8 protein-coding genes are annotated in these 12192 nt (G+C 70.8%); all 8 read right to left on the minus strand.

The genetic code is table 11. From position 1 onward, the window contains the following. The 8 genes from gshA to AC07V5_RS02355 all read right to left on the minus strand — a co-directional run bounded on the left by gshA (position 1) and on the right by AC07V5_RS02355 (position 12191). Positions 1–1494 (minus strand): glutamate--cysteine ligase, encoded by a 1494-nt coding sequence (gshA, locus tag AC07V5_RS02320; RefSeq protein ID WP_495113893.1) that lies wholly within the window; start codon positions 1492–1494, stop codon positions 1–3. A gap of 46 nt (positions 1495–1540) precedes the next feature. After that, positions 1541–3214: a SulP family inorganic anion transporter gene (locus AC07V5_RS02325; RefSeq protein ID WP_495113895.1), complete on the minus strand. Its 1674-nt coding sequence runs from the start codon at positions 3212–3214 to the stop codon at positions 1541–1543. 73 nt (positions 3215–3287) lie between these two features. Further along, a complete protein-coding gene (locus tag AC07V5_RS02330; protein ID WP_495113897.1) occupies positions 3288–4142 on the minus strand; it encodes a PEP-CTERM sorting domain-containing protein in 855 nt (284 codons plus the stop codon). A 91-nt stretch (positions 4143–4233) separates the two neighbouring features. After that, the gene (locus AC07V5_RS02335) at positions 4234–5220 is read right to left on the minus strand and encodes a Bug family tripartite tricarboxylate transporter substrate binding protein (RefSeq protein WP_495113899.1); all 987 of its coding nucleotides are present in this window, start codon (positions 5218–5220) and stop codon (positions 4234–4236) included. 26 nt (positions 5221–5246) lie between these two features. Continuing rightward, positions 5247–6248, minus strand: coding sequence for a Bug family tripartite tricarboxylate transporter substrate binding protein (locus AC07V5_RS02340; protein ID WP_495113901.1), 1002 nt, complete (start codon positions 6246–6248; stop codon positions 5247–5249). After that, the gene (locus tag AC07V5_RS02345; protein ID WP_495113903.1) at positions 6245–8275 is read right to left on the minus strand and encodes a GGDEF domain-containing protein; all 2031 of its coding nucleotides are present in this window, start codon (positions 8273–8275) and stop codon (positions 6245–6247) included. The genes AC07V5_RS02340 and AC07V5_RS02345 overlap by 4 nt, the downstream gene beginning before the upstream one ends. 5 nt (positions 8276–8280) lie before the next feature. Next, a complete protein-coding gene (locus AC07V5_RS02350; RefSeq protein WP_495113905.1) occupies positions 8281–10383 on the minus strand; it encodes a GGDEF domain-containing protein in 2103 nt (700 codons plus the stop codon). A 122-nt stretch (positions 10384–10505) separates the two neighbouring features. Further along, positions 10506–12191: an ABC transporter ATP-binding protein gene (locus AC07V5_RS02355; protein ID WP_495113907.1), complete on the minus strand. Its 1686-nt coding sequence runs from the start codon at positions 12189–12191 to the stop codon at positions 10506–10508. Position 12192: the final 1 nt, after the last annotated feature.

Here is a 12192-nt window from a genome sequence, read left to right on the forward strand (position 1 = left end):
TTAGACGGCCATGCGTTCCGGCGCGACGTAGTGGCGCCGGAACGCCTCGAAGTCCATCGTGTCGGCCGCCTCGATGCGCGCCTGCTCGGCCAGCGACTCTGCCGCCAGCTTCTCGAACCGGCGCTGCAGCGCCTCCGGGAAGGGCATGGCCAGCAGGGCCGCACGCGTCGCGTCGCTCTGGCGCCGGATGAAGCCGACAAAGCTGTCGTCGAAGTCCTGGTGCATCACGGCCAGCACCCGGGCAGACGGACACAGCTCAGGCCGCTGCAGCCGCTCGGCCACGCGCTTCAAAGCCGAACGGTAGGCATTGCCGCCATGGGCCACGTCCAGCGCTTCGGCATGCACCGCACAGGCGGCCAGGATCTCGGCCGCCCAGTCGGCCAGGCCGCGCTCGCCACCGCGCCAGTGCTCCAGCACCAGCCCGGGCTCGCGGCCACGGGCGGCAACGCTGTGCTGGTTGCGCGCGTTCGCGGCGATCTCGTCGGGCGTGTCGTCGGGGCTGTCGCTGTTCAGGCAGTGCAGCAGGAAGGCGTCGAGCACGCGGATGGTGTCGGCGCCGATGCCCACCGGCTCGAAAGGATCGAGGTCCATCAGCCGCACTTCGATGTATTCGACCCCGCGCTCGCGCAACGCATGCAGGGGCCGCTCGCCGGAGCGGATCACGCGCTTGGCGCGGATGGTGCTGTAGAACTCGTTCTCGATCTGCAGCAGGCTGGTGGAGAGCTGGTTGTAGTCGCCGCCGGGCGTCTGCACGCCGATGGCTTCGTAGCCGGGATAGGGCCGGCTCAGCGCTTCCTGCAGGGAGGCCGCGTAGCTCTCCAGGCAGTTGTAGCTGACGGCGATGCTGGCCTGCGCGTCGCTTTGGTAGCCCAGCCGCCCCATGCGCAGCGAGGTGGCGTGCGGCAGGTAGAGGGTGTGGCCGGACAGGCGCTGCAGGCCGTGGTCGCGGCCGGCGACGAAGCTGCTGCACAGCGCCGGGCTGGCACCAAACAGATACAGCAGCAGCCAGCCCTCGCGGCGGAAGTTGCGGATGGCGCCCAGGTAGGCGTCGGTACCCACGCCCGGCAGCGACCAGTTGTAGTGGATGCCCGAGATGGTCTGCATGCGCCGGCCATAGCGCTGGCCCAGGCCCATGCGGTAGACACTCTTGGCGCGGCCGACGTTGCTGCTGCCGTAACGGCCGATGGGGATGGTCTCGTCGGCCGGCAGGCCGCAGGGCATGGAGCCCACCCACAGCCGCTCGTCGGCCAGCGCGCGGTAGACGGCCTGATGGACCTCGGTCAGCTCCTGCAGGCAGTCCTCGACGCCGGCATGCACGCCGGTGATGAGCTCGAGCTGGGACTCGCTGTAGTCGGTCGTGATGTGTGGGTGCGTCAACGCCGCACCGAGCGCGACGGGATGCGGCGTCAGCGCAAGGCCGCCCCCCGGCAGTGCGCGCAGGCTTTCCTTTTCGATGCCGCGGCGGATGCCGAGCAATGTCTCTTTGTCATTCATGGCGTCCGCAGACCGCTAATTGGGCCGAGACGGTAGCAGAGAAGGGCTACAGCTGCCCAGGCGCGTCCATGTCGGCCAGACTCGGCCTCAGGGCATGTTCGCCGGCCTGGATGCCCTCGTGGTGGCTGAGGTAGAGCGACACGTCGTAGCGCTCCAGCCAGCCCACGGCCTTGAGTTTGTCCAGCACGGGGCCCTTCACCTCCGAGAACTCCAGCCGCAGCCCCTCGACCGCCAGCGCCGCGTGCAGCTCCTGCAGGGCCGTGAGGCCGGACACGTCGATGTGGTTGACGGGCGCCATCAGCATCAGCACCCGCTCCGGCATGCCGACGTGCTCGCGGTGCTCGCGCACATGGGCCAGCACGGCGTCGCTCAGGCCCCGCGCGTTCGTGAACACCAGGCTCTCGTCGACGCGCAGCCCCACCACCTCGGGCCGGCACTCGACGGCATAGCGCTCGATGTTGCGGTAGTGCTGGGTGCCCGGCACGCGGCCGATGCGGGCCACGTGGGGCTGGGCCGTGCGCTGGATCAGCAGCGCGATGGAGCCGACGACACCGATGGCCAGCGCCGCCGCCACGCTCCACAGCAGCACCGCGGCCGTGACGGCCAGCATCAACAGCCCCTCCTCCCGCGCGTAGCGCCAGGCCTCGCGGTAAGGCCGCAGCGAGAAGCCGCCCAGCACCGCCACGACGATGGTCGCCGCCAGCACAGGCTTGGGCAGATGGGCCAGCGGTTCGGCCAGCAGCAGCATGGCCAGGAACATGAAGACAGCGACGAAGACCAGGCTCCAGCGGCTGCGCGACCCGGCCTCGTGCAGCAGGATGCTGCGCGAGAAGCTGCCCGCCACCGGCATGCCACCGCTCAGCGACGCCACCAGGTTGGCCGCCGCCAGGCCACGCAGCTCGGCCGCCGGCAGCAGCTTCTCGCCGCGCCGCTGCGCCAGCGACTCGGAAACGGCCAGGCTGGACACGAAACCCATCAGCGCCACCAGCGCCGCGGCCGGCAGCAGCTGCAGCCACAGCGCAACGTCGAGCAGCGGCAGGCCCAGTGGCAAGGCCAGCCCCGGCAGTGCGCCCACCTGGGCCACGCTGCGCGCCGCTGGCGTGAACGCCGACACCGCCATCGCGGCCACCAGCAGCAGCAAGGGTGCCAGGCGCGCCAGCAGCCGCGGGCCGGTGCGGCGCGACAGCAGCAGCAGCGCGATCGCGAGGCCGCCCCAGGCGGCGCTCGCCGGCCCGAAGCCGCCCTGCGGGGCCGACGCGATCAGGTCCGGCAAGGTGAAGCCCGCCGCCGCGCTGCCCAGCAGCACCGGCAACTGCCCGGCCGCGATCATCAGCGTGGCGCCGTTCTCGAAGCCGCGCAGCGCAGGCACGGATAACAGCGAAGCCAGTGCATCCAGCCTCAGCAGGGCCGCGACGCCCATCACGAGACCGACCTCGGCGGCCATCACGAGCGCGCCCTCGGTGGCCGTCACACCCGCGGGCAGCGCGCCCAGCGCCTGGGCGATCATCAGCGCCAGCACCGCCACCGGCCCCAGGCCCAGCACCGGGCTGGAGCCCAAGGCGGCATAGGCCAGCAGCGGCAGCAGGCTGGCGTACAGCCCCACCTGCGGCGGCAGGCCGGCGAGCATCGCGTAGGCCAGGCTCTGCGGGATCAGCAGCACGGCCACGACGGCGCCGGCCATCAGGTCGTCGCGCCAGGTGGCGGGGAGTTTGTGCAGCATCGCGCGCAAGTATCGGCGGCCCGAAAAGCAAAAAACCCGCCGGAGCGCGGCGGGTTCGTCGGGCGGGCGTGCCTCAGGCCTTGCGGCGGCGGGCTGCGGCGCCCACGGCGAGCAGGCCCAGAGCCATCAGCGCATAGCTGCCAGGTTCAGGCACGGCCGAGATCGGGTCGATCGTCTCGAAGGCCTGCACCGAGGTCAGCATGGTCAGGTGGTAGGACGTGCTCAGGGCGCTGTTGTTCCGCAGCGTGAAGCGCAGCACGTCGCCGTCGGCGATCACCTCGAAGGGCGTGGCGGCCGTCCAGCTGTTGATGCCGCCGATCTCGCTGCGCTTGTTCAGGTCGCCCACGTACATGGCCACGCCGCCGTACGCGGCTGCGCGCGTGTCCACCGACGAGATGCCCGAAGGCAGCGCCCACGGCGCGACAGAGCCGTCGTTCGACGCGATGCCGTTGACCACGACGCTGAAGGTCAGTTGCGTGTAGGCGCCCAGCGTGAAGTCGCGGTCGAAATAGGTCAGCGCCAAGCCCCGCTGGCCGGCCTGCACCGTCACGTCGGCCTGCATGCCCTGCAGGCCCGTGGAGTCGCCCTGCATCACCATGTGGCCGTAGCCCAGCGCCGAGCTTGCCGTCACCAGGCTCTGGTTCAGCACGCCCTGGGACGCGCCCTGCAGCGGCGCCCAGTCGGCCGCCAGGCCATTGCTGCCCCCGCCGAAGGACTGCACGTGCCAGCCGGTCTGCGTTGCGTCGTTCGAGATGTAGTTGAAGACCCAGTCCGAACCCCACTGGAAGCTCGGCGCCACGCCGTCACCGGCGTTGAGGTCGGTCAGGCCGAGCATCAGCGGGCCGGTGGAAATGGACGCGGTGGTCGCGGCCTGCGCCGGCAACGCGGCGACGATCGCCAACGTCGCGGCGGTCAGAAACTTTTGCATGCAGCCTCCCTGCTAAGAAGGCAGATGCTAGCGACGCCATTGCGTGACATTTCTCACGGCCACCCGTTCGCGGGGCCGCGAAAACCCGGGGTCAATCGACCTTGGCGCCCGACACCTTCACGACCTTGGCCCACTTGGCCGTTTCGCTGGCGATCAGCGCCGCGAACTCGGCCGACGAACCGCCGCCTGCCACCGCGCCCTGCCCCGCCATGCGCTCGCGCAGCGCCGCCGTGTTCAGCGCCGCCGCGGCTTCGCGCTGCAGCCGGGCCACCTGGTCGGGCGGCTGGCTGCTGGGCGCGAGCAGGCCGAACCACGAGCTGGCCTCGTAGCCCTTCAGCGCCACGCCACCGGCCTCGGTCACCGTGGGCAGATCGGGCACGGCGGGGCTGCGCTGGCCGCTCGTGACGGCCAGGGCCAGCAGCTTGCCCGCCTTGATCTGCGGCAAGGCCGACGGCAGGTTGTCGAACATCAGGTCCGTGTTGCCGGCGATGAGGTCCAGCAGCGCCGGGCCCGAGCCACGGTAGGGGAAGTGCAGCATGAAGCTGCCCGTCATGCTCTTGAACAGCTCGCCGGCGAGGTGGATGGACGTGCCGTTGCCGCTGGACGCCATGTTGAGCTTGCCCGGGTTGGCGCGCGCGACGCGGATCAGGTCGGCCACGTTGTGGATGCCATAGCGTGCCGCGTTGGCAGGGTTGAGCACCAGCACATTGGGCACGGCGGCCACCAGCGTGATCGGCGCGAAGTCCTTCACCGGGTCGTAGGGCAGCTTGGGGTAGAGGGCCGCGTTGATCGCGTGCGTGCCGACCGTGCCCATCAGCAGCGTGTGGCCGTCCGTGGCCTTAGCGACCTCGGCCGAGCCGATGTTGCCGCCAGCGCCGGGCTTGTTGTCGACGACGACGGCCTGGCCCAAGCGCTGCTGCAGTTCGGGCGCGATCGCGCGCGCCAGCAGGTCGGTCGTGCCGCCGGGCGTGAAGGGCACGACGAGGCGGATGGGCCGATTCGGCCAGGTGCCTTGGGCGGCAGCGGGCAGCGCAAGGCTGCCCGCCAGGGCGGTGACCTGGCGGCGGTTGAATCTCATGCCTGTCTCCTGTCGTTATAGACGGGTCAGCGGTCCACCTTGACGCCAGACAGCTGCACCACGCGTGCCCACTTGGCTGATTCAGCGGCGATGAGGGCGGCAAACCCTGCGCCGCCGCTGCCTTGCACGAGCATGCCACGGTTGGTGAGGCGTTCGCGCAGCGCCGGGCCGGCGAGCGCGGCGACGCTGTCGCGCTGCAGCCGCGCCAGCTGCTCGGCCGGCTGGCCGCTGGGCGCGAACAGACCGATCCAGGCGCTGGCTTCGTAGCCTTTCAGCGCCGGGCCGCCGGCTTCTTCGACGGTGGGCAGCTCCGGCAGGCTGGGGCTGCGCCGCCCGCTGGTGACGGCCAGGGCCAGCAGCTTGCCGGCCTTGATCTGCGGCAGGGCGCCGGGCAGGGAGTCGAACATCAGGTCCATGTTGCCGGCGATGACGTCCTGCTGGGCCGAGGCCGTGCTGCGGTAGGGAAAGTGCAGCATGTAGGTCTGCGTCAGGCGCTTGAAGAGCTCCCCGGCCAGATGCGTCGGTGTGCCGTTGCCGCCGGAGGCGATGTGCAGGCGGCCGGGCTGGGCGGTGGTGGCGTGCACCAGGTCGCTCACGTTGCGCACGCCCAGGCTCTGGGCCACGGCGGGATTGATGACCAGCACCAGCGGCACGGTCGCGACCAGGCAGACCGGCGCGAAATCCTTCACCGCGTCATAGGGCAGGCGGCGCGACAGCAGCGGGTTGATGACGTGGGTACCGACGCTGCCCATCAACAGCGTGTGGCCGTCGGTCGAGCCGGCGACCTCGGCGCTGCCGATGTTGCCGTCGGCGCCGGGCTTGTTGTCGATGAGCACGGGCTGGCCCAGGCTGCGCTGCAGTTCGGGCGCCAGCAGGCGCGCGGCGACGTCGCTGGCGCCACCGGCCGCGTAGGGCACCACGATGCGCAGTGGCCGCGTGGGCCAGGGCTGCGGATTGCCGGGCTGGGCCGAGGCCGACGAGGCAGCCAGCCAGAGCAGCAGGCCGCGACGCTGCAGAAGAACACTCATGTCGGACCGGGCAATTGTCTGAGTTGGACCTGGCCGTTGATGCAGGCAGCATCGAAGTCTTGCAGGAGGGCGGCCAGCATATCCGCGTTGGGCGCCTCGACGGCCGTGATGCCGACGCCCCGGTTGCGCCCTTCGGCCTTGGCCTTGTAGAGCACCATGTCGGCCCAGTTGACAGCCTGTTCCCAGTGCAGGCGCAGCCCGGGGCCGCACGCCCCGCCGAGCGGGAAACTCGCGAAGCCGATGGAGGCCGTGACGCGCAGCGGGCCTTCGGGCGTCTCGACCGGCTGGCTGCCAATGCCGCGCAGGACGCGCTCGGCCATCAGCGCGAGGTCGTCGCCGGGCAGCGAGGGCGCGAAGACGAGGAACTCCTCGCCGCCCCAGCGCACGACGAGGTCGGTGTCGCGCACCGCCGCGCGGATGCGGCGGGCGATCTCGATGATGACGGCGTCGCCGGCCGCATGGCCATGCCAGTCGTTGACGTTCTTGAAGTGATCGATGTCGATCATCATCAGCGCGCCCTGGAAGCCCTCCACCCGGTCGCTGCTGTCGGCATCCCGGGTGCGCTGGTCCATGACCGCCAGGAAGTGGCGGCGGTTGGACAGGTCGGTCAGCGGGTCTCGCTCGCTTTGCGCACGCAGCAGGCTCTGGTTGGCCGTCAAGCGCGCCTGGGCGCGGCGCATGCGCACCAGCGTGACGCCGACCAGCGCGATGGACAGCAGCAGCAGCGCGCCGACGGCGAAGCCCACCTTCTGCGCGAGCTGCTGGTTCTCCAGCTGCTGGTCCTTGAGCTGGCCATCGCGGGCCAGCAGGTCGAGGTCGCGCTGCTTGGCGGCGCTGTCGTATTTGCGGCCCAGCGCTTCCAGCTCCGAAGCGCGGTTGCGCTCGTTGGCGCGCGCATTGAGTTCACGCTCGGCGTGCAGGGCGGCCAGCGCCTCCTTGTGCTGGCCGGCCTCGGCCCAGGTGTCGGCCAGTTCGCGCAGCTCGCGGGCGCGCAGCACGAGGTCGCTCGGGTCGGTGCCGAACTCGCTGACCTTGGCGAGCTCCTGGCGCGCCTGGTCCAGCTGGCGCAGCTTGATGTAGGCGACGGCCAGGTTGTGATGCAGGCTGCGTTCGTAGAAGCGGTCACCAAAGCGCTGCAGCACCGGCATGGCGCGCTGGCCGGCGGCGAGCGCCTCCTTCAGCATCCCCAGGTGCATGTAGGAGTCGACGAGGTTGGAGCGCAGTTGAGCGGCCAGATGGGGCGCCTCGGCCTGCTCGGCGAGCAGCAGGGCCGCCTCGACCGCACTGCGCGAGGCCAGCATGTCGCGCGCACGGCGCTCGACACTGGCTTCGTAGTTGCGCACGCGCGCACCGGCAACGAGATCGCCCGCGGCCTCGACCTCGGCAGCGCGCAGTTCGGCGCGCGCGGCGTCCAACCGGTCCTGGGCCTGCAAGGCAGACGCCAGCATGCCCAGGCTGAGCGCGGTCAGGTGCTTGTCTTCGCCGGCACGCGCCAGCGCGAGTGCGCGCCTGACACTGGCCTCGGAGACGGGGAAGGCCCCCTGGTTGTACTGCTCGCGCTGCAGCAGGCGCAGAGCCTCCCAGGCGCTGCGGAAGTCGCAGCCCAGCTCGCGCACGGCGCGCTTCTCGTCACCCACCGGGCAGCGCTTGTCCAGGCCGGCCAGCGCACGCGCGGCCAAGGCACCGCCGGACTTGCCGGCGCGCTCCTGGGCCAGCGCCCGCAGCAGCCAGCTGCGGTCCGCGCCGTCCTCGCGGGCCATCAGCTGCGCGGCCACGGCGTCGGCGGCTTCAACCTGGCCCGCGTGCAGCAGCACGCGGCCGCGCGCCATCAGCCAGGCCGCCTCGCGGGGCTGGCCGGGCTCGGCATGGGTGGGCCAGCGCTGCTTGAGTTCGGCCAGCATGGCCTCGGGGTCGTCGAAGGCGCGGCGGGTGATGTTGGCCAGCAGCGTGTCCTCGGCCACCGGGTCGGGCGCCGTCACGGGCGCCGCCTGGGCACCGGCCAGCGCCAGCAGCAAAAGGAGCGCCATCTTCCTCATGCGCTGGCCCCACGGTCGCTCAGCTCGCCGGGCTGGCTCGAACGAAAGGCGCCGGGGCCGGTGAGCACCTGCAGGCCGACGCGCCCTTCGCTCCAGGCGGCTTCCAGCCGTGCCGTGATCTGCGCGGCAGCCAGTGCGTCCTCGGCGTCGATGCGCTCGACGCCGTAGGCCTTGTTGCGGCCATGGGCCTTGGCCAGGTACATGACGGTGTCGACGAGGTCGATGGCGCGCTCCCACGACAGGCGCAGCCCATGCGGCGGCACGGGTAGGCTGACGAAGCCAATGGAGGCGGTGATGGGGATGTCGCGGCCGTCCTGGAACACGGGCTTGCCGCCGATGAGGTCAAGCAGGCGCTGCGCCAGCTGGGGCGCGAACATACCCTCGCGGCTGCGCGCGACGATGAGGAATTCCTCGCCGCCCCAGCGCACGATGAGATCGTCGTCGCGCACCGCCTGGCGCAGCCGGCCCGCGATGTCGATAAGGACGGTGTCGCCCGCCGCGTGGCCGAAGCTGTCGTTGATGCGCTTGAAGTGGTCGATGTCGATCAGGAAGACGCTGGCGGCCAGGCCCTCGGCGCTCGCCAGGCTCTTGATGGCAGCCAGGAAGTGGCGGCGGTTGGCCAGGCCCGTGAGCGGGTCGGTCTCGCTCTGGCGCTTCAGCGACGCATTGCTGTGCGCGAGCGCCTCATTCGTGCGGCGCACACGGCGGAAGGACTGGTAGAGCAGGCCCAGCGACACGAGCACGCAGCCGCCCAGCGCGGCCCACAGCACCAGCGCCAGGTTGCGCTGGTGGACCTGCTCGGCCTTGAGCGCGTTGTCGCGGTTCAGCAGCTCGATGTCGCGCGCGCGCTGCTCGGCGTCCTGGCGCTCCTGGGCTTCCAGCAGCAGCTTGCGCGTCTCGTCGCGCAGCACGCGCTCGCCCACGCGGCGATGCTCGCGGTAGGCCGTGACGGCGCCAGCCAGGTCGCCGGCCTTCTCCAGGTAGCCGGCCAGCTCCTCCCAGCCCGCGGAGGCATAGGACAGCGCGCCCTGCTGCTCGTCCAGCGTGATGCCGGCGCGCACGTCGTCGCGGCCCTCGGCCACACGGCCCATCGCGATCTTGGCCAGGCCGATGTTGGAGCGGGCCACGCTCTCAGCGCCGATGTTGCGCGTGGCGCGCGCCAACGGCAGGGCCTGCTCGGCCAGCTCCAGCGCGCGCGCCCAGTGGCCCTGGCGGAGGTGGTAGTCGGCGAAATTGGCCAGGCCCAGCGCGCGCACGGAGTCAGCGCCAGCGCGCGTGGCCTGCTCCAGCGCGTCGGTATTGGCCTGCAGCGTGATGCTGGAGTCGCTGTCGCCGGCGTACACGATGCCGCGCATCGTGTAGACGCGGTTCAGCGTCATCGGGTCGGGGTCTTTCTGGGCCTCAGCCAGCGCCTGATTGATGAGCTGGCGGGCACGCGCCGGCGTGTCGGCGCGGTCGGACGTGAAGGCCAGGTCCACCAGCGTCAGCGCGACGCGCCAGGGCTGGCCCGCCTGCTCGGCCAGGCGCTGGGCCGTGTGGCCGTAGTTCAGCGAGGCATCGAGTTCGCCGGAGTCGCTGCTGATGGACGCGAGCTGGTCGTAATAGCGCCAGCGGAACACGGGCCCGGCGGCCTTGAGATGCGCTGCGTCCACCGCCAGCAACTGCTTGCGCGCCTCGCGCAGGTCGCCATGGGCGCGCAGGTATTCGGCGCTGATGCTGGCGGCGGCCACGACCGCGGCCGGGCGCAGCTCGCCGGCAGGCCACTCGCGCAGCTGCTGGGCGATCTGGTCGCTCAAGCCGCGGTCCCGCGCCAGGGCCACCAGCCAGCCGCGCAGGGCCAGCACGTCGAGCTGGGCGGCGCTGCCGGGCGCCAGGCCTTGCCCGCGGGCGCGCAATTCCAGTTCAAGCTGGGCCGGCTTGGCGCGGGCCGCACGCTCGATGCGTTCCAGGTCGCGCGCCAGGCTTGCATCCAGCGCCGCCGATGCGGCCGCGGCGGGCGCATCGGCGCCGCCGCCCCCGCCAGGGGTGCAGGCGCACAGCAGCGCCAGCGCGGCCAGCACCGCGCACAGCGTGGATCGTGAAGCCAGGGTTGGGAGCATCAGGTCGACAGTTAGGCGGTTGTGCCGCCCGGCGCGGGAGATTTCAGCGCGGTTCGCAGGAACTGTCGCGGTAACCACGCCCAAGACCGTTGAAATTGCACGCAACCGTAAGAATCGCCCGGCTAGACCGACCGGGCGACCGCACCCTGGTAGCCGCGGGGCACCGCCCCCAACAGGCGGCGCGTGTAATCCTCACGCGGCGCCGCAATCAGGGCCTGCGTGGCCGCCTGCTCCACGACGTCACCGTTCTGCATGACCAGCACCTCGTCCGAGATGAACTTAACGACGGCCAGGTCGTGGCTGATGAAGATGTAGCTGAGGCCGAACTCGTCCTGCAGGTCCTTCAGCAGGTTCAGCACCTGGGCCTGCACCGACACGTCCAGCGCCGACACCGCCTCGTCCAGCACCAGCACCTCGGGTTGCAGCGTCAGGCAGCGCGCGATGGCGATGCGCTGGCGCTGGCCGCCGGAGAACTCGTGCGGATACTTGCCCATCGCCGACTCGTCCAGGCCCACCTTCTGCAGCAGTGCCACGGCGCGTGCCTCGCGGTCGGCGGTGTTCGCGCCGATGCGATGGATCTCCATCGGCTCGCGCAGCGTCTGCCCGATCGTGAAGCGCGGGTTCAGCGAGGCGTAGGGGTTCTGGAACACGACCTGGATGCGGCGGCGCATCTGCTGCCAGTCGGCGCCGCTCATCTTGAGCAGGTCCTGGCCCTCGAACAGCACCTGGCCACCGGTGGGCTCATGCAGGCGCAGCAGCGTCAGGCCCATCGTCGTCTTGCCCGAGCCGGACTCCCCGACGACGCCCAGCGTGTGACCCTTGCGCAGCTTGAAGTTGACGCCCTTGACGGCCTTGAACTCGCGCTTGCCGAACAGGCCGTCCTTGAGCCAGAAGCTCTTCTGCAGGCCGGTGACCTCCATGATGACGGGCGCGCTGTCGTCCTTGACCACGGCGTTGTTGCCCGCACCGCGGCCGGCGATGTGGTCATCGATGACCATCAGCCGCGCCGGGTTCTCGGTCAGCGACGGCCGGCAGGCCAGCAGGGCCTTGGTGTAGGCGTCCTGCGGATCGTTGAAGATCTGCGCGACCGGCGCGTTCTCGCGCACCTGGCCGTGGCGCATGACGACGACCTGGTCCGAGATCTCGCCGACGACGCCGAGGTCGTGCGAGATGAACAGCAGGCTCATCTTGTGGGTCTGCTTGAGCTTGGCCATCAGCTCCATGACCTGGCGCTGGATGGTCACGTCCAGCGCCGTGGTGGGCTCGTCGGCGATCAGCAGCTTCGGGCTGCAGGCCAGCGCCACGGCGATCATCACGCGCTGCTGCTGGCCACCCGACATCTCGTGTGGATAGGCCTTCAGGCGCCGCTTGGGCTCGGGGATGCCGACCTCGTTGAGCAGCTCCTCGGCACGCACCAGCGCCTGGCGGCGGCTCATGCCCATGTGTTTCATCAACGGCTCGCAGATCTGGGACGCCACGTTGAAGACCGGGTTCAACGAGCTCATCGGGTCCTGGAAGACGCAGGCGATGTCGCGGCCACGGATGGCCTGCAGGTCGCGCAGGCCGGCCTGCAGCAGATCGCGCCCCTGGAACAGGATGCGGCCTTCGCGCTCGGCGTTGCTGGGCAGCAGGTTGAGCACGGACATGGCCGTCACGCTCTTGCCCGAACCCGACTCGCCGACCAGGGCGACGGTGCTGTTCTCCGGCACGTCGAAGCTGACGCCCTTGACGGCCAGCTGGCGTTGCATGACGCCGTCGACCTTGCCCATGCGGAAGGCGACCTTGAGGTCTTGGATGCTGAGCAGCATG

Source organism: Roseateles sp. GW821-FHT02E12, assembly GCF_059421665.1.

Excerpts from the sequence above, each read along its gene's own strand:
- gshA (WP_495113893.1), bottom strand. The coding sequence starts at position 1,494 with ATGAATGACAAAGAGACATTGCTCGGCATCCGCCGCGGCATCGAAAAG.
- AC07V5_RS02325 (WP_495113895.1), bottom strand. The coding sequence starts at position 3,214 with ATGCTGCACAAACTCCCCGCCACCTGGCGCGACGACCTGATGGCCGGC.
- AC07V5_RS02330 (WP_495113897.1), bottom strand. The coding sequence starts at position 4,142 with ATGCAAAAGTTTCTGACCGCCGCGACGTTGGCGATCGTCGCCGCGTTG.
- AC07V5_RS02335 (WP_495113899.1), bottom strand. The coding sequence starts at position 5,220 with ATGAGATTCAACCGCCGCCAGGTCACCGCCCTGGCGGGCAGCCTTGCG.
- AC07V5_RS02340 (WP_495113901.1), bottom strand. The coding sequence starts at position 6,248 with ATGAGTGTTCTTCTGCAGCGTCGCGGCCTGCTGCTCTGGCTGGCTGCC.
- AC07V5_RS02345 (WP_495113903.1), bottom strand. The coding sequence starts at position 8,275 with ATGGCGCTCCTTTTGCTGCTGGCGCTGGCCGGTGCCCAGGCGGCGCCC.
- AC07V5_RS02350 (WP_495113905.1), bottom strand. The coding sequence starts at position 10,383 with ATGCTCCCAACCCTGGCTTCACGATCCACGCTGTGCGCGGTGCTGGCC.
- AC07V5_RS02355 (WP_495113907.1), bottom strand. The coding sequence starts at position 12,191 with ATGCTGCTCAGCATCCAAGACCTCAAGGTCGCCTTCCGCATGGGCAAG.